Annotated in this window: 10 protein-coding genes, 2 tRNA genes and 3 rRNA genes; 7 read left to right on the top strand and 8 right to left on the bottom strand. The window is 58.3% G+C overall.

The features are described 5' to 3' along the window. Nucleotides 1-112: 112 nt before the first annotated feature. The 7 genes from rrf to MOQ67_RS04385 form a co-directional block, all read right to left on the bottom strand. A 5S ribosomal RNA gene (rrf, locus tag MOQ67_RS04415) occupies nt 113-228 on the bottom strand. A 156-nt stretch (nt 229-384) separates the two neighbouring features. Further along, a 23S ribosomal RNA gene (locus tag MOQ67_RS04410) occupies nt 385-3,276 on the bottom strand. A 247-nt stretch (nt 3,277-3,523) separates the two neighbouring features. Beyond that, nucleotides 3,524-3,599: transfer RNA gene (locus tag MOQ67_RS04405), tRNA-Ala, on the bottom strand. A 27-nt stretch (nt 3,600-3,626) separates the two neighbouring features. After that, a tRNA-Ile gene (locus MOQ67_RS04400) sits at nt 3,627-3,703 on the bottom strand. Between the two features lie 82 nt (nt 3,704-3,785). Beyond that, nucleotides 3,786-5,322, bottom strand: a 16S ribosomal RNA gene (locus MOQ67_RS04395). Together the 16S, 23S and 5S rRNA genes with 2 tRNA genes alongside form the textbook arrangement of a ribosomal RNA operon. Before the next feature lie 623 nt (nt 5,323-5,945). Continuing rightward, complete coding sequence (locus MOQ67_RS04390; protein ID WP_017849625.1) at nt 5,946-7,439, bottom strand: CoA-acylating methylmalonate-semialdehyde dehydrogenase; 1,494 nt, start codon at nt 7,437-7,439, stop codon at nt 5,946-5,948. Nucleotides 7,440-7,478: 39 nt separating this feature from the next. Then, nucleotides 7,479-8,828 carry an aspartate aminotransferase family protein gene (locus MOQ67_RS04385; protein WP_017849626.1) on the bottom strand — a complete coding sequence of 450 codons (1,350 nt, stop codon included), beginning with the start codon at nt 8,826-8,828 and terminating at the stop codon, nt 7,479-7,481. 125 nt (nt 8,829-8,953) lie between these two features. Here MOQ67_RS04385 and MOQ67_RS04380 point away from each other — a divergent pair, with 125 nt between their 5' ends. The 6 genes from MOQ67_RS04380 (at nt 8,954) to MOQ67_RS04355 (ending at nt 14,969) form a co-directional block, all read left to right on the top strand. Further along, on the top strand, nt 8,954-9,874 hold the full coding sequence (locus MOQ67_RS04380) for a LysR family transcriptional regulator (protein WP_017849627.1): 921 nt from the start codon (nt 8,954-8,956) through the stop codon (nt 9,872-9,874). An 88-nt stretch (nt 9,875-9,962) separates the two neighbouring features. Further along, nucleotides 9,963-11,354, top strand: a complete 1,392-nt coding sequence (locus MOQ67_RS04375; protein WP_017849628.1) for a uracil-xanthine permease family protein — start codon at nt 9,963-9,965, stop codon at nt 11,352-11,354. Nucleotides 11,355-11,441: 87 nt separating this feature from the next. After that, a complete protein-coding gene (locus tag MOQ67_RS04370) occupies nt 11,442-12,101 on the top strand; it encodes a TetR/AcrR family transcriptional regulator (protein ID WP_017849629.1) in 660 nt (219 codons plus the stop codon). A gap of 12 nt (nt 12,102-12,113) precedes the next feature. After that, nucleotides 12,114-12,695: an IMPACT family protein gene (locus MOQ67_RS04365; RefSeq protein ID WP_198718268.1), complete on the top strand. Its 582-nt coding sequence runs from the start codon at nt 12,114-12,116 to the stop codon at nt 12,693-12,695. 56 nt (nt 12,696-12,751) lie between these two features. Beyond that, entirely contained in the window at nt 12,752-13,438 is a 687-nt protein-coding gene (locus MOQ67_RS04360; protein ID WP_017849631.1) for an SDR family oxidoreductase, read from the top strand. Between the two features lie 172 nt (nt 13,439-13,610). Next, a complete protein-coding gene (locus tag MOQ67_RS04355; RefSeq protein ID WP_017849632.1) occupies nt 13,611-14,969 on the top strand; it encodes an 8-oxoguanine deaminase in 1,359 nt (452 codons plus the stop codon). An 89-nt stretch (nt 14,970-15,058) separates the two neighbouring features. Here MOQ67_RS04355 and MOQ67_RS04350 read toward each other — a convergent pair whose 3' ends face one another. Then, nucleotides 15,059-16,147 (bottom strand): calcium:proton antiporter, encoded by a 1,089-nt coding sequence (locus MOQ67_RS04350; RefSeq protein ID WP_017849633.1) that lies wholly within the window; start codon nt 16,145-16,147, stop codon nt 15,059-15,061. A 192-nt stretch (nt 16,148-16,339) separates the two neighbouring features. Between MOQ67_RS04350 and MOQ67_RS04345 the strand changes: the two genes are divergently transcribed. Further along, on the top strand, nt 16,340-17,293 hold the full coding sequence (locus tag MOQ67_RS04345) for an adenosine deaminase (RefSeq protein ID WP_017849634.1): 954 nt from the start codon (nt 16,340-16,342) through the stop codon (nt 17,291-17,293). Nucleotides 17,294-17,317: the final 24 nt, after the last annotated feature.

Raw genomic sequence — 17,317 nt, 5'->3', positions numbered from 1 at the left:
AAATAACTGCGCAATTTTGTCGAGTACCGAGGGGGGCGAGCCACTTGAGCCTTTCCGACCGCCCAAAACAAAACCCCTGTCTGCGTAAGCAAACAGGGGTTCTGGAATTTAATCTTGACGATGACCTACTCTCACATGGGGAAACCCCACACTACCATCGGCGATGCATCGTTTCACTGCTGAGTTCGGGATGGGATCAGGTGGTTCCAATGCTCTATGGTCGTCAAGAAATTCGGGTACTGAGTCGTGGCCAGCTGGCCTCGCTTCAGCAAATTGGGTATGTGATAGCTTTCGGTGTTTTGTAAGAGTCGAACTTTCGGTTCGTTTCGTCTTCACACACCGCAATCTGGTCTCTTTCGAGTTCGCAAATTGCTTGGGTGTTATATGGTCAAGCCTCACGGGCAATTAGTATTGGTTAGCTCAACGCCTCACAGCGCTTACACACCCAACCTATCAACGTCGTAGTCTTCGACGGCCCTTCAGGGGACTCAAGGTCCCAGTGAGATCTCATCTTGAGGCTAGTTTCCCGCTTAGATGCTTTCAGCGGTTATCTATTCCGAACATAGCTACCCGGCAATGCCACTGGCGTGACAACCGGAACACCAGAGGTTCGTCCACTCCGGTCCTCTCGTACTAGGAGCAGCCCCTCTCAAATCTCAAACGTCCACGGCAGATAGGGACCGAACTGTCTCACGACGTTCTAAACCCAGCTCGCGTACCACTTTAAATGGCGAACAGCCATACCCTTGGGACCGGCTTCAGCCCCAGGATGTGATGAGCCGACATCGAGGTGCCAAACACCGCCGTCGATATGAACTCTTGGGCGGTATCAGCCTGTTATCCCCGGAGTACCTTTTATCCGTTGAGCGATGGCCCTTCCATACAGAACCACCGGATCACTAAGACCTACTTTCGTACCTGCTCGACGTGTCTGTCTCGCAGTCAAGCGCGCTTTTGCCTTTATACTCTACGACCGATTTCCGACCGGTCTGAGCGCACCTTCGTACTCCTCCGTTACTCTTTAGGAGGAGACCGCCCCAGTCAAACTACCCACCATACACTGTCCTCGATCCGGATAACGGACCTGAGTTAGAACCTCAAAGTTGCCAGGGTGGTATTTCAAGGTTGGCTCCACGCGAACTGGCGTCCACGCTTCAAAGCCTCCCACCTATCCTACACAAGCAAATTCAAAGTCCAGTGCAAAGCTATAGTAAAGGTTCACGGGGTCTTTCCGTCTAGCCGCGGATACACTGCATCTTCACAGCGATTTCAATTTCACTGAGTCTCGGGTGGAGACAGCGCCGCCATCGTTACGCCATTCGTGCAGGTCGGAACTTACCCGACAAGGAATTTCGCTACCTTAGGACCGTTATAGTTACGGCCGCCGTTTACCGGGGCTTCGATCAAGAGCTTCGCGTTAGCTAACCCCATCAATTAACCTTCCGGCACCGGGCAGGCGTCACACCCTATACGTCCACTTTCGTGTTTGCAGAGTGCTGTGTTTTTAATAAACAGTCGCAGCGGCCTGGTATCTTCGACCGGCATGAGCTTACGGAGCAAGTCCTTCACCCTCACCGGCGCACCTTCTCCCGAAGTTACGGTGCCATTTTGCCTAGTTCCTTCACCCGAGTTCTCTCAAGCGCCTTGGTATTCTCTACCCAACCACCTGTGTCGGTTTGGGGTACGGTTCCTGGTTACCTGAAGCTTAGAAGCTTTTCTTGGAAGCATGGCATCAACCACTTCGTCATCTAAAAGATAACTCGTCATCAGCTCTCGGCCTTAGAATCCCGGATTTACCTAAGATTCCAGCCTACCACCTTAAACTTGGACAACCAACGCCAAGCTGGCCTAGCCTTCTCCGTCCCTCCATCGCAATAACCAGAAGTACAGGAATATTAACCTGTTTTCCATCGACTACGCTTTTCAGCCTCGCCTTAGGGACCGACTAACCCTGCGTCGATTAACGTTGCGCAGGAAACCTTGGTCTTTCGGCGTGGGTGTTTTTCACACCCATTATCGTTACTCATGTCAGCATTCGCACTTCTGATACCTCCAGCAAGCTTCTCAACTCACCTTCACAGGCTTACAGAACGCTCCTCTACCGCATCACTTACGTGATACCCGTAGCTTCGGTGTATGGTTTGAGCCCCGTTACATCTTCCGCGCAGGCCGACTCGACTAGTGAGCTATTACGCTTTCTTTAAAGGGTGGCTGCTTCTAAGCCAACCTCCTAGCTGTCTAAGCCTTCCCACATCGTTTCCCACTTAACCATAACTTTGGGACCTTAGCTGACGGTCTGGGTTGTTTCCCTTTTCACGACGGACGTTAGCACCCGCCGTGTGTCTCCCATGCTCGGCACTTGTAGGTATTCGGAGTTTGCATCGGTTTGGTAAGTCGGGATGACCCCCTAGCCGAAACAGTGCTCTACCCCCTACAGTGATACATGAGGCGCTACCTAAATAGCTTTCGAGGAGAACCAGCTATCTCCGAGCTTGATTAGCCTTTCACTCCGATCCACAGGTCATCCGCTAACTTTTCAACGGTAGTCGGTTCGGTCCTCCAGTTAGTGTTACCCAACCTTCAACCTGCCCATGGATAGATCGCCCGGTTTCGGGTCTATTCCCAGCGACTAGACGCCCTATTAAGACTCGCTTTCGCTACGCCTCCCCTATTCGGTTAAGCTCGCCACTGAAAATAAGTCGCTGACCCATTATACAAAAGGTACGCAGTCACCTAACAAAGTAGGCTCCCACTGCTTGTACGCATACGGTTTCAGGATCTATTTCACTCCCCTCTCCGGGGTTCTTTTCGCCTTTCCCTCACGGTACTAGTTCACTATCGGTCAGTCAGTAGTATTTAGCCTTGGAGGATGGTCCCCCCATATTCAGACAAAGTTTCTCGTGCTCCGTCCTACTCGATTTCATGACTAAGAGATTTTCGCGTACAGGGCTATCACCCACTATGGCCGCACTTTCCAGAGCGTTCCGCTAATCTCAAAGCCACTTAAGGGCTAGTCCCCGTTCGCTCGCCACTACTAAGGGAATCTCGGTTGATTTCTTTTCCTCAGGGTACTTAGATGTTTCAGTTCCCCTGGTTCGCCCCTTACACCTATGTATTCAGTGTAAGGTAACCATCTTATGATGGCTGGGTTCCCCCATTCAGACATCTCCGGATCAAAGTCTGTTTGCCGACTCCCCGAAGCTTTTCGCAGGCTACCACGTCTTTCATCGCCTCTGACTGCCAAGGCATCCACCGTATGCGCTTCTTCACTTGACCATATAACCCCAAGCAATCTGGTTATACTGTGAAGACGACATTCGCCGAAAATTCGAATTTCTCAATTAAGAGAACTCACAAATTTTACCTTAGCCTGATCCGTTACCAGTGAAAGTAACGTTCAGTCTATCTTTCTATCACATACCCAAATTTTTAAAGAACGATCTAATCAAAGACTAGAAATCAACATTCACCATCATCACGATGGAATGCTCATTTCTAAGCTTTTAACTTCTAGAAGCAGTAGTGGTGGAGCCAAACGGGATCGAACCGTTGACCTCCTGCGTGCAAGGCAGGCGCTCTCCCAGCTGAGCTATGGCCCCGTATTTCTACAGGTTCCCACACAAAATTGGTGGGTCTGGGCAGATTCGAACTGCCGACCTCACCCTTATCAGGGGTGCGCTCTAACCAACTGAGCTACAGACCCAATTTCGGGCTGCTTCTTATCGTCTTCTTCAATGAATCAAGCAATTCGTGTGGGAACTTATGGAGCAGCTGATGTCGTCGATTAAGGAGGTGATCCAGCCGCAGGTTCCCCTACGGCTACCTTGTTACGACTTCACCCCAGTCATGAATCACACCGTGGTAACCGTCCCCCCGAAGGTTAGACTAGCTACTTCTGGTGCAACCCACTCCCATGGTGTGACGGGCGGTGTGTACAAGGCCCGGGAACGTATTCACCGCGACATTCTGATTCGCGATTACTAGCGATTCCGACTTCACGCAGTCGAGTTGCAGACTGCGATCCGGACTACGATCGGTTTTCTGGGATTAGCTCCACCTCGCGGCTTGGCAACCCTCTGTACCGACCATTGTAGCACGTGTGTAGCCCAGGCCGTAAGGGCCATGATGACTTGACGTCATCCCCACCTTCCTCCGGTTTGTCACCGGCAGTCTCCTTAGAGTGCCCACCATTACGTGCTGGTAACTAAGGACAAGGGTTGCGCTCGTTACGGGACTTAACCCAACATCTCACGACACGAGCTGACGACAGCCATGCAGCACCTGTCTCAATGTTCCCGAAGGCACCAATCTATCTCTAGAAAGTTCATTGGATGTCAAGGCCTGGTAAGGTTCTTCGCGTTGCTTCGAATTAAACCACATGCTCCACCGCTTGTGCGGGCCCCCGTCAATTCATTTGAGTTTTAACCTTGCGGCCGTACTCCCCAGGCGGTCAACTTAATGCGTTAGCTGCGCCACTAAGAGCTCAAGGCTCCCAACGGCTAGTTGACATCGTTTACGGCGTGGACTACCAGGGTATCTAATCCTGTTTGCTCCCCACGCTTTCGCACCTCAGTGTCAGTATCAGTCCAGGTGGTCGCCTTCGCCACTGGTGTTCCTTCCTATATCTACGCATTTCACCGCTACACAGGAAATTCCACCACCCTCTACCATACTCTAGTCAGTCAGTTTTGAATGCAGTTCCCAGGTTGAGCCCGGGGATTTCACATCCAACTTAACTAACCACCTACGCGCGCTTTACGCCCAGTAATTCCGATTAACGCTTGCACCCTCTGTATTACCGCGGCTGCTGGCACAGAGTTAGCCGGTGCTTATTCTGTCGGTAACGTCAAAACAATCACGTATTAGGTAACTGCCCTTCCTCCCAACTTAAAGTGCTTTACAATCCGAAGACCTTCTTCACACACGCGGCATGGCTGGATCAGGCTTTCGCCCATTGTCCAATATTCCCCACTGCTGCCTCCCGTAGGAGTCTGGACCGTGTCTCAGTTCCAGTGTGACTGATCATCCTCTCAGACCAGTTACGGATCGTCGCCTTGGTGAGCCATTACCTCACCAACTAGCTAATCCGACCTAGGCTCATCTGATAGCGCAAGGCCCGAAGGTCCCCTGCTTTCTCCCGTAGGACGTATGCGGTATTAGCGTCCGTTTCCGAACGTTATCCCCCACTACCAGGCAGATTCCTAGGCATTACTCACCCGTCCGCCGCTCTCAAGAGAAGCAAGCTTCTCTCTACCGCTCGACTTGCATGTGTTAGGCCTGCCGCCAGCGTTCAATCTGAGCCATGATCAAACTCTTCAGTTCAAACATCTTTGGGTTTTTAAGAAACCCTAAACTTGGCTCAGCAATCGTTGGTTACATCTTTGATTTCTCGCGGAGTAACTTGTGATGCTGATAATCTTGTTGACTATCAGTCTGACTCCACAAGCACCCACACGAATTGCTTGATTCAGTTGTTAAAGAGCGGTTGGTTAAGATCTTTCGTCTCAACCGAGGCGCGCATTCTACAGCAGCCTCATTTGCTGTCAAGTGATTATTTTCAGAAGTTTTCAAAGTTTCCTTTGTAACTTCAACCACTTGCGCTTCCGATCTCTCGTTAGCGGGAGGCGAATTCTACAGCGTTACACGCTGCTGTCAACACCTCTTTTTCTCCGCTTTCGACCGAGAAGACCGAAACGTTAATAGAGCCAAACAACCCTGCTCTACCAACTCCTTCCAGGCTTCGATGAACTGAAGCAGGTCGCTGTCGAATCTTGCGTAACTCTTTGTTTACCAATGAGTTTTCCGTTTCGACTGCGCCGGAAGTGGGGCGAATTATAGACGTCCAGGATTTGCCGTCAACACCTTTCTTCACAATTCTGTCATATCGGTCAAAAAGGCCGCAAAAACGCGAAAGCCGGCCCCTTAGGGCCGGCTTTCAACGCGTCTTACAAGCTAGGGAAGGCAAACTGTGACGCTTCATGACTGGCCCGCTGCGGCCAGCGCTGGGTAATAGCCTTGCGCCGGGTATAGAAACGCACCCCATCCGGCCCGTAAGCATGCAAGTCGCCAAACAACGAGCGCTTCCAGCCGCCAAAGCTGTGGTAGGCCACCGGCACCGGCAGTGGAACGTTCACGCCGACCATGCCCACTTCAATCTCGTCACAGAACAGACGCGCCGCTTCACCGTCACGGGTGAAGATGCACGTGCCGTTGCCATACTCGTGATCGTTGATCAGTTGCATCGCCGCTTCCAGGCTATTGACCCGCACCACGCACAACACCGGCCCGAAGATCTCTTCTTTATAGATACGCATCTGCGGCGTCACGCGGTCAAACAAACTGCCGCCGAGGAAGAACCCCTGTTCATGCCCGGCAACGCTCAAGCCACGACCATCGACCACCAGCTCAGCGCCCGCCGCCACACCGTCTTCTATATAGCCGCTGACCTTATCCCGCGCCTGGCCGGTGACCAGCGGCCCCATATCCAGGCCGCACGAGGTGCCCGCGCCAATCTTCAGCGCCTTGACCTGCGGCACCAACTTGGCGATCAATGCATCCGCCACCTGGTCACCCACACACACCGCCACCGAGATCGCCATGCAACGCTCACCGCAGGAACCATAGGCCGCGCCCATCAAGGCACTGACCGCATTATCCAGATCGGCATCCGGCATCAGCACCGCATGGTTCTTCGCGCCGCCCAGCGCTTGCACGCGTTTGCCGCGCTTGGTCGCTTCGGCGTAGATGTACTCGGCAATCGGCGTCGAGCCCACAAAGCTCAAGGCCTTGACCTCCGGCGCCTCGATCAGCGCATCCACCGCGCCCTTGTCGCCATGCACCACGCTCAGCACGCCCTTAGGCAGGCCGGCCTCCTGCAGCAATTGCGCGATCAGCAGCGTCGAACTCGGATCACGCTCCGACGGTTTGAGGATAAAGCAGTTGCCGCAGACGATCGCCAGCGGGTACATCCACAACGGCACCATCGCCGGGAAGTTGAACGGGGTAATCCCGGCCACTACGCCCAACGGCTGGAAATCCGACCAGGCATCGATGTTCGGCCCCACATTGCGGCTGTACTCGCCCTTGAGAATTTCCGGCGCCGAGCACGCGTACTCCACGTTCTCGATGCCACGCTTCAATTCCCCCGCCGCGTCTTCCAGGGTCTTGCCGTGCTCCTCGCTGATCAACTGCGAGATGCGCGCTTCGTTCTGCTCCAGCAACTGCTTGAAACGGTACATCACCTGGGCACGCCTGGCCGCGGGCGTATTACGCCAGGCCGGGAATGCGGCCTTGGCCGAGTCGATCGCGCGCTGGATGGTTTCGCGACTGGCCAGCGGCACCTGGTGAATCACCTGGCCGGTGGACGGGTTGTACACATCGGCGGTGCGACCGGATTCGCTGACCAACTGGCCGTCGATCAAATGCTGGATAAGGCTCATGCAGGGCTCCTGAAAAGTTGTTCTATATAGAAGGAGAAATCAGTCGATCTTGTTCAGCACTTCGCCGACGGCATCGAACAGGCGATCCAGGTCCTGCGGCTTGCTGTTGAAGGTTGGCCCGAACTGCAGGGTGTCGCCGCCAAAACGCACGTAGAAACCGGCTTTCCACAAGGCCATGCCAGCCTCGAACGGACGCACGATGGCATCACCGTCACGCGGGGCAATCTGGATCGCGCCGGCCAGACCGTAGTTGCGGATGTCGATCACGTTCTTGCTGCCCTTCAAACCATGCAGCGCATTCTCAAAGTGCGGAGCGACTTCGGCGACGCTCTGCACCAGGTTTTCCTTCTGCAGCAGGTCCAATGCCGCCAGGCCAGCCGCGCAGGCTACCGGGTGTGCCGAGTAGGTGTAGCCGTGGGGGAATTCCACCGCGTATTCCGGCGTCGCCTGGTTCATGAAGGTCTGATAGATCTCGCTGCTGGCAATCACCGCGCCCATCGGGATCGCACCGTTGGTGACTTGCTTGGCGATGCACATCAGGTCCGGGGTCACGCCGAAGCTGTCGGCGCCGAACATCGAGCCGGTACGGCCGAAACCGGTGATCACTTCGTCGAACACCAACAGGATGTTGTGCTGGTCGCAGATTTCACGCAGACGCTTGAGATAACCCTGTGGCGGCACCAACACGCCAGCGGAGCCGGCCATCGGCTCGACAAAAACGGCAGCGATGTTCGACGCGTCGTGCAACTCGATTAACTTGAGCAGTTCATCGGCCAGGGCAATACCGCCCTGCTCCGGCATGCCGCGCGAGAATGCATTGCTCGCCAGCAAGGTGTGAGGCAGATGGTCAACGTCCATCATCGCCTGACCAAACATCTTACGGTTGCCGTTGACGCCACCCAGGCTGGTGCCGGCGATGTTCACCCCGTGATAACCACGGGCGCGGCCGATCATCTTGGTCTTGGTAGACTGGCCTTTTAGGCGCCAGTACGCACGCACCATCTTCACCGCCGTATCGGCGCACTCGGAACCGGAGTCGGTGAAGAACACATGATTGAGGTTACCCGGGGTCAGGTCGGTGATTTTTTCCGCCAGTTGAAACGACAGCGGATGACCGTATTGGAAGCCCGGCGAGTAGTCCAGCGTGCCCAGTTGCTTGGCGACCGCTTCCTGGATTTCCTTGCGGGTGTGCCCGGCGCCGCAGGTCCACAGCCCCGACAACGAATCGTAGACTTTGCGGCCCTTGTCATCGGTCAACCAGCTGCCTTCGGCGGCCACGATCAGGCGCGGGTCACGCTGGAAGTTACGGTTGGCGGTGTAAGGCATCCAGTGAGCGTCCAACTTCAGTTGGCTGGCCAGGGACGAAGGGGCGTTTTCGGACATGTTCATCAGCAAAACCTCGCAAGGCAAAAAGCAGCGCCGGGATTGAAAAGCGTTCTTGCAGCTAAATTGCCACGAGGATAAAGTCTGTGAAATCCAACTCTTCTAACCTTCAGTCAGGCCCTGACTAAACTATGAGCATCCGTCGACCCGACCCCCTGGCCCAAGTCAGCGACTTCGATATTCGCCTGTTGCGCATCTTTCGCAGTGTGGTGGAGTGTGGCGGCTTCTCGGCGGCGGAGACCGTGCTCGGCATCGGCCGCTCGGCCATCAGCCAGCAAATGAGCGATCTGGAGCAACGCCTGGGATTGCGCCTGTGCCAGCGCGGGCGTGCCGGATTCTCGCTGACCGAGGAAGGCCGCGAGGTCTATCAGTCGGCACTGCAACTCTTGAGCGCCCTGGAAAGCTTTCGCACCGAGGTCAACGGCCTGCATCAGCATTTGCGCGGCGAACTGATCATCGGCCTCACCGACAACCTCGTCACCCTGCCCCACATGCGTATCACCCATGCCCTGGCGCAATTGAAGGAACGCGGCCCGGACGTGCAGATCCAGATCCGCATGATTGCCCCCAATGAAGTGGAACAAGGCGTGCTCGACGGCCGCCTGCATGTCGGCGTGGTGCCCCAGGCCAGCGCGCTGTCCGGCCTGGAATACCAGGCGCTGTACAGCGAACGCTCGCTGCTCTACTGCGCCGTCGGCCACCCGCTGTTCTATGCCGACGACAAGCAGTTGGAGGATGGACGCATCGACGACCAGGATGCGATCGCCCCCACCTTCCGCCTGCCCGCCGAGATCCAGGCCCACTACCAGGCCCTCAACTGCACCGCCAGCGCTTCGGACCGCGAAGGCATGGCGTTCCTGATCCTCACCGGCCGCTACATCGGCTACCTGCCCGATCACTACGCCAGCCTGTGGGTGCAACAAGGCCGACTACGCGCGCTGAAACCGGCTACACGTTTTTACGATTTAAGCCTGGCATCGGTCACGCGCAAGGGGCGGCGCCCTCATTTGGTGCTGGAAAGTTTCCTCGACAGCCTGGCGGCAACCCGCTAATTCGGGCCTCGCACAAAAAGCTGAGCAAGTGGACAGCTTTTTGCAAGAGCACAAGGACCTAGAACCGTCCGACTCGAGTTTGCCCGCCATGCCACCAGAAACGTCCAGCCCCAGCGACCTGATCTACGGCCTCAACGACCGCCCAAAACCCCTGCCCGCCCTACTGGCCGCCCTGCAACATGTATTGGCCGCCTTCGTCGGCATCATCACGCCCCCGCTGATCATCGGCTCGACCCTGGGCCTGGCGGCTCACCTGCCGTACCTGATCAGCATGGCGCTGATGGTGTCCGGTGTCGGCACCTTCATCCAGGCGCGTAGGCCGTTTGGCATCGGCGCCGGCATGATCTGCCTGCAGGGCACCAGCTTTGCGTTTCTCGGCGCCGTGCTGTCGGCGGGCTTCCTGGTCAAGCAACGCGGCGGCAGCCCGGAAGACATCCTGGCAATGATCTTCGGCGTGTGCTTTTTCGGTGCCGCCGTACAAATCGTGCTGAGCCGTTTTATCGGGCAACTGCGCCGGGTGATCACGCCGCTGGTCACCGGGATCGTGATTACCCTGATCGGCATCAGCCTGATCAAAGTGGGTATCACCGACCTCGGCGGCGGGTTCAATGCCGCCGATTTCGGCGCGCCCATCAACCTGGCACTGGGCCTGTTCGTGGTGTTGACGATCATCCTGCTCAACCGCTCGAACACACCCTGGGTACGCCTCTCGGCGATCATCATCGGCCTGGCCCTCGGCAGCCTCGCGGCCTGGTTCAGCGGCAAACTGGTGCCCCAGGCCCTGCCCGACCTGCCGTTGATCAGCCTGCCGATGCCGTTTCGTTATGGTTTCAACTTCGACTGGAGCGCCTTCCTACCCATCGCGCTGATTTATCTGATCAGCAGCATCGAAACCGTGGGTGACCTCACCGCCAACTGCATGATCGCCCGCCAGCCCATCAGCGGCCCGTCTTATATAAACCGGCTCAAGGGCGGCGTACTCGGCGACGGGGTGAGCTGCATGATCGCCGCCACCTTCAGCGCGTTCCCCAACACCACGTTCGCCCAGAACAATGGCGTGATCCAACTCACCGGTGTGGCCAGCCGCTATGTCGGCCTGTACATCGGCGTGGTGCTGTTTTGCCTCGGCTTGTTTCCATCGATCGGCGCGGTGCTGCAGCAAATCCCCAAACCGGTATTGGGCGGCGCGACCCTGGTGATGTTCGGCAGCGTGGCGGCGGCCGGCGTGCGTATTCTCGCCCAGGCGCCGCTGGACCGACGCAGCATGCTGATCATCGCCACCTCGTTCGGCGTCGGCCTGGGCATTGCCGCCCAACCGAACCTGCTGCACTTGATGCCGACGCTGGTGCAAAACCTGTTCGACTCGGCCATCACCAGCGGCGGGCTGACCGCCATCGCATTGTGCCTGTTACTGCCGGAAGCCAAAGCGAGCCCCGCAGCAAACAGCGCGCCACATGGCGATACGCTGGAACCGCTTTGAGGGTTTTATTGCATCAGGACTTGTCTGAGGCTTGAGGGTGGGTTATCTGTGCATACATCGTCTCTATCGATCAGCACGGAAACCTCCATGAGCCTCGAAGTTCCTGCCCACAGCACCCACGCCGGGAAGCCCGCCAGCCGCATTCGGCAAAAGAACGAGCAAGCGATTCTTCAAGCGGCCGAAGACGAGTTCGCGCGTCACGGCTACAAGGGCACCAGCATGAACACCATCGCTGCCAGCGCCGGGTTGCCGAAGGCCAACTTGCACTACTACTTCACCAACAAGATGGGCCTGTACGTCGCGGTGCTCAGCAATATCCTCGAACTGTGGGACAGCACCTTCAACGCGCTGACCGCCGAGGACGACCCGGCCGTGGCCCTCACCCGCTACATCCGCACCAAGATGGAGTTTTCCCGACGACAGCCGCAAGCCTCGCGGATCTTCGCCATGGAGATCATCAGCGGCGGCGAATGCCTTACCGAATACTTCGGCCAGGACTACCGCGCCTGGTTCAGCGGCCGGGCGGCCGTGTTCCAGGCCTGGATCGATGCCGGCAAGATGGACCCCATCGACCCCGTCCACCTGATCTTCCTGCTGTGGGGCAGCACCCAGCACTATGCCGACTTCGCCAGCCAGATCTGCCGCGTCACCGGGCGCACCAAGTTGACCAAACAAGATATGGAAGACGCCGGCACCAACCTGATCCACATCATTCTCAAAGGCTGTGGCATCAAGCCCGCCCTCTAGACGACACCGCCTATGCCTTTCACCCTCACCGGCTTTTGCGAATTCCGCGAAGAAATTCGCAAAAGCCGCTTCATCACCCTGGCCGCACCGATCACCAGCGCGCAAGAAGCCCAGGCGTTCATCGAGCAGCACAGCGACCTGAACGCCACGCACAATTGCTGGGCCTGGAAACTCGCCGACCAGTACCGCAGCAACGACGACGGCGAACCTGGCGGCACCGCCGGGCGACCGATCCTCGCCGCCATCGAGGCCCAGGGCTTCGATCAGGTGGTGGTGCTGGTGATTCGCTGGTACGGCGGCATCCAACTGGGCACCGGCGGGCTGGCGCGGGCGTATGGCGGCGGCGCGAACAAATGCCTGCAAACCGCCGAGCGCATCGAGCTGATCAGCCGCGTGCCGTTGAGCTGCGACTGCGGGTTTTCCGAACTGAACCTGGTCAAGTTGCGGGTCGCCGAACTCGGCGGGCTGGTGCTGGAGGAACACTTCACCGCCAACGGCGTGGAGCTGCAACTGGCCCTGGGCGAAGCACACATCGACACCCTGCAAAACCAGCTTGCCGACCTGAGCCGGGGGCGTATCCTGCTGCAACGTTGAAACTGCTAATGTTGTTCGCTGAACGCCCTGAACCGCGACGTCAAAGGAAGCTCTGCATGTCTACGCCAAAAACCGCACTGATCATCGGCGCCTCACGCGGGCTGGGCCTTGGCCTGGTCAAGCAATTGCTCAAGGATGGCTGGGACGTGACCGCCACCGTGCGTGACCCGAACAAGGCCGACGCCCTGAAAGCCGTGGGCCCGGTACAGATCGAGAAACTCGACATGGACGATCAGCAAGCCGTGATCGCCCTGAGCCAGCGCCTCAAGGAACGCACATTCGACCTGCTGTTCGTCAACGCCGGCGTCAAGGGCCCGGCGAACCAGGAACCTGGCCACGCCACCCTGGCGGAAGTCGGCCAGTTGTTCTTCACCAACGCCGTGGCGCCGATCAACCTGGCCCAGCGCTTTGTCGGGCAGATCCGCAAAGATTCCGGCGTGCTGGCGTTCATGAGTTCAGTCCTGGGCAGCGTGACCATCCCCGACGGTTCCGAGCTGGCGCTCTACAAGGCGAGCAAGGCAGCCCTCAACTCGATGACCAACAGCTTCATCACCCAACTCGGCGAGCAAAAAATGACAGTGCTTTCCCTGCATCCGGGTTGGGTGAAGACCGACATGGGCGGCGAAAACGCACACATCGACGTCGAGACCAGCGTGCGCGGCCTGCTTGATCAGGTGAATGCCTACACCGGCAAAGGCGGCCACCACTTCGTGGACTACCGGGGCCATACCATTCCCTGGTAAGCCGCCATCAAAGGTGGGAACACGCTTCTCGAGAGCAGCGCGTTCCTACCGGTAGACCCGATCTAGAACTACACGTAATCTAGCCACCTCGCCTTCACCGGCGACCCTGGATCAGCAGACAGGGCAACACTGAGCTGGCAAACCTGAACCCATCATTCAGAGGAGCCGGCCCATGCCTGCGACCCGTATCTGGTTAAAAAACCCCCTCGCGATTTTCACTGCCAATGGCCTCGATGCCCGTGGCGGCCTGGTGCTGCAAGACGGTGTGATCAGCGAACTGCTGGGCATCGGGCAAGCGCCTGCACAGCCCTGTACGCAGGTGTTCGACGCCCGCGAACATGTGGTGCTGCCGGGGCTGATCAATACCCATCATCACTTCTACCAGACCCTGACTCGCGCCTGGGCGCCGGTGGTCAATCAGCCGTTGTTCCCGTGGCTGAAGACCCTGTACCCGGTGTGGGCGCGGCTGACTCCGGAAAAACTCGCCCTGGCCAGCAAAGTCGCGCTGGCGGAATTGCTGCTCTCAGGCTGCACCACGGCGGCAGACCACCACTACCTCTTCCCGGACGGCCTGGAACATGCCATCGACGTGCAAGTCGACGTAGTGCGCGAACTGGGCATGCGCGCCATGCTCACTCGCGGCTCCATGAGCCTGGGCGAAGCCGACGGTGGCTTGCCGCCGCAGCAAACCGTGCAACAGGGCGCGGTGATTCTGGACGATAGCCAGCGCCTGATCCGCCAGTACCACGAACGCGGCGACGGCGCGCAGATCCAGATCGCCCTGGCGCCCTGCTCGCCGTTTTCCGTCACCCCGCAAATCATGCAAGCCAGCGCCGAACTGGCCGCGAGCCTCGACGTGCGCCTGCACACGCACCTGGCGGAAACCCTCGACGAGGAAGACTTCTGCCTGCAACGCTTCGGCCTGCGCACCGTGGACTACCTCGACAGCGTCGGCTGGCTCGGCCCGCGCACCTGGCTGGCCCATGGCATTCACTTCAACCCGGATGAAATCGCCCGCCTGGGCGCCGCCGGCACCGGGATCTGCCATTGCCCAAGCTCGAACATGCGCCTGGCCTCCGGCATCTGCCCGACCCTGGACCTGCTCGCCGCCGGAGCCCCGATCGGCCTGGGCGTGGACGGTTCGGCCTCCAACGATGCGTCGAACATGATCCTCGAAGCCCGCCAGGCGCTGTACATCCAGCGCCTGCGTTATGGCGCGGAAAAAATCACCCCGCAAGGCGTGCTGGGCTGGGCGACCAAAGGCTCGGCGCAGTTGCTCGGTCGTTCGGATATCGGTGAGTTAGCCGTAGGAAAGCAGGCCGATCTGGCGCTGTTCAAGCTGGACGAACTGCGCTTCTCCGGCAGTCACGATCCGATTTCGGCGCTGCTGTTGTGCGGCGCCGACCGGGCGGACCGGGTGATGATCGGCGGGCAATGGCGGGTGATCGACGGCCAGGTCGAGGGCCTCGACCTCAAAGGCTTGATTGCCGATCACAGCCAGGCCGCCCGTAACCTGATCAACCCTTTGTAGGAGCGAGCTCGCTCGCGAAAAACGTCAACGCTAACGCAGGTGTTCTGATTCACACGGCGCTCTCAGATTATTCGCGAGCAAGCTCACGCCTACACCCCTAACAGCGACAACATGATAAAGGTCGCAAACAACACAAAGTGGGTCATCCCTTCGATGGCGTTGGTTTCGCCATCGTTGAGGTTGATCGCACTGACGATCAGCGTGATCAACACCATCACGCTTTGCACCGGCGTCATCGCCATCTGGAACGGCTGGCCGGAGTAGAGCGCCATCGCTTCCATCACCGGCACCGTCAGGATCACCGTCGACAACGATGCGCCCAGTGCAATGTTCACCACCGACTGCATGCGGTTGGCCAGGGCGGCGCGCAAGGCGGTCAGAATCTCCGGTGCCGCCGAGATGGCCGCGACCACAATCGCCGTCATCACCGGCGGAGCGCCCGTGCCTTCCAGGCCCAGGTCGAGGGTCTTGGACATCACCTCGGCCAGCGCGCCAATCACAACCACCCCGAACACCAGCGTACCGATGGCATATGCCAGGTTCACCGGCGGCGCCTGTTCTTCCGGCAACGTCTTGCGGCGTTTTTCCGGGTAGCTGTAGCTGAAGAAATAACTGTGCGGGCCCACCTGCATGCGCAGGAACAGGGTGTAGAGCACCACCATCGCGCCGATGGTGAAGGCCGAGTAAATTTTCCAGTCCGCTTCGGGGATGAATTCCGGCACCACCATCGACACGCCCATGGCGGTGAGGATCATCACGCTGTAGGTGCGCGCCGAATCGTCATTGTAGGACTGTTCGCCGTGCTTGATGCCCCCCATCAGCGCGGCCAGGCCGAGGATGCCGTTGATATCGAGCATCACCGCCGAGTAGATGGTGTCGCGCACCAGGGTCGGCGACGGTTCGTTGCTCATCATGATCGCCAGGATCACCACTTCCACCAGCACGGCGGCCAGGGTCAGGATCATGGTGCCGTAGGGGTCGCCGACCTTTTCCGCCAACTGCTCGGCATGGTGAGCGACGCGCATCGACGCCACCACGATAAAGCCGATCAGCGCCAGGCCGGCCAGCAGCGCGACCATTTGCCCGTTATGGAGCATCCAGTGCTCCAGCGGGTACGCGGCGACGGCGGCGATCAGCGCCAGCAGCATGAATTTTTCTTGCTTGAGAGAGGTGAGCATTGCGGGCCTTTTGTGCGGCAAATCAGTCATTGACGGGGTACAGACTGCAGTACATCGCTAACGTTTCGTTACATCTTAGTTCGCAGCGCCCCTGCGCGAATAGATCCAATACTCTCCTCTTGGTCAGGTTTTGCCGATTATTTCAGTCATGGCCTGTAGAATGCCGCCATTGCACCCGATGAGATTTTAGACATGTACGATTGGCTCAACGCCCTGCCCAAGGCTGAACTGCACCTGCACCTGGAAGGCTCGCTGGAGCCTGAGCTGCTGTTCGCCCTGGCCGAGCGCAACAAGATTGCGCTGCCATGGAACGACGTCGACACCCTGCGCAAGGCCTACGCCTTCAACAACCTGCAAGAGTTTCTCGACCTGTATTACCAGGGCGCCGATGTATTGCGCACCTCCCAGGATTTCTACGACCTGACCTGGGCCTACCTGCTGCGCTGCAAAGCGCAGAACGTGATCCACACCGAACCCTTCTTCGACCCGCAAACCCACACCGACCGTGGCGTGCCGTTCGAAGTGGTGCTCAACGGCATCGCCGCCGCGCTCAAAGATGGCGAGCAGCAACTGGGCATCACCAGCGGCCTGATCCTCAGCTTCCTGCGCCACTTGAGCGAAGCCGAAGCCGAGAAAACCCTCGACCAGGCGCTGCCGTTTCGCGATGCGTTCGTGGCCGTGGGCCTGGACAGTTCGGAAATGGGCCACCCGCCGAGCAAGTTCCAGCGTGTGTTCGACCGTGCCCGCAACGAAGGCTTCTTCACCGTGGCCCACGCCGGCGAAGAAGGCCCGCCCGAGTACATCTGGGAAGCCCTCGACCTGCTGAAAGTCCAGCGTATCGACCATGGCGTGCGCGCCATCGAAGACGAGCGCCTGATGCAACGGATCATCGACGAACAGATCCCGCTGACCGTGTGCCCGCTGTCCAACACCAAGCTGCGCGTGTTCGACGACATGGCCCAGCACAACATCCTCGACATGCTCGAGCGTGGGGTGAAGGTGACGGTGAACTCGGACGACCCGGCGTACTTCGGCGGCTACGTCACCGAGAACTTCCATGCGCTGTACACCGCCCTGGGCATGACCCAGGACCAGGCCAAACGCCTGGCGCAAAACAGCCTGGATGCGCGGCTGGTGAAGCCCTGACGGCGTAAACCGCGACTGACAATG

The organism is Pseudomonas sp. LY-1 (assembly GCF_053502595.1).
Note: the sequence above shows the minus strand (reverse complement) of the source record. Positions and strands in the feature narration are given on the sequence as shown.

Bases quoted from the DNA above. Each gene is read 5' to 3' on its own strand.
- MOQ67_RS04390 (WP_017849625.1), bottom strand. From the start codon at position 7,439: ATGAGCCTTATCCAGCATTTGATCGACGGCCAGTTGGTCAGCGAATCC.
- MOQ67_RS04385 (WP_017849626.1), bottom strand. From the start codon at position 8,828: ATGAACATGTCCGAAAACGCCCCTTCGTCCCTGGCCAGCCAACTGAAG.
- MOQ67_RS04380 (WP_017849627.1), top strand. From the start codon at position 8,954: ATGAGCATCCGTCGACCCGACCCCCTGGCCCAAGTCAGCGACTTCGAT.
- MOQ67_RS04375 (WP_017849628.1), top strand. From the start codon at position 9,963: ATGCCACCAGAAACGTCCAGCCCCAGCGACCTGATCTACGGCCTCAAC.
- MOQ67_RS04370 (WP_017849629.1), top strand. From the start codon at position 11,442: ATGAGCCTCGAAGTTCCTGCCCACAGCACCCACGCCGGGAAGCCCGCC.
- MOQ67_RS04365 (WP_198718268.1), top strand. From the start codon at position 12,114: ATGCCTTTCACCCTCACCGGCTTTTGCGAATTCCGCGAAGAAATTCGC.
- MOQ67_RS04360 (WP_017849631.1), top strand. From the start codon at position 12,752: ATGTCTACGCCAAAAACCGCACTGATCATCGGCGCCTCACGCGGGCTG.
- MOQ67_RS04355 (WP_017849632.1), top strand. From the start codon at position 13,611: ATGCCTGCGACCCGTATCTGGTTAAAAAACCCCCTCGCGATTTTCACT.
- MOQ67_RS04350 (WP_017849633.1), bottom strand. From the start codon at position 16,147: ATGCTCACCTCTCTCAAGCAAGAAAAATTCATGCTGCTGGCGCTGATC.
- MOQ67_RS04345 (WP_017849634.1), top strand. From the start codon at position 16,340: ATGTACGATTGGCTCAACGCCCTGCCCAAGGCTGAACTGCACCTGCAC.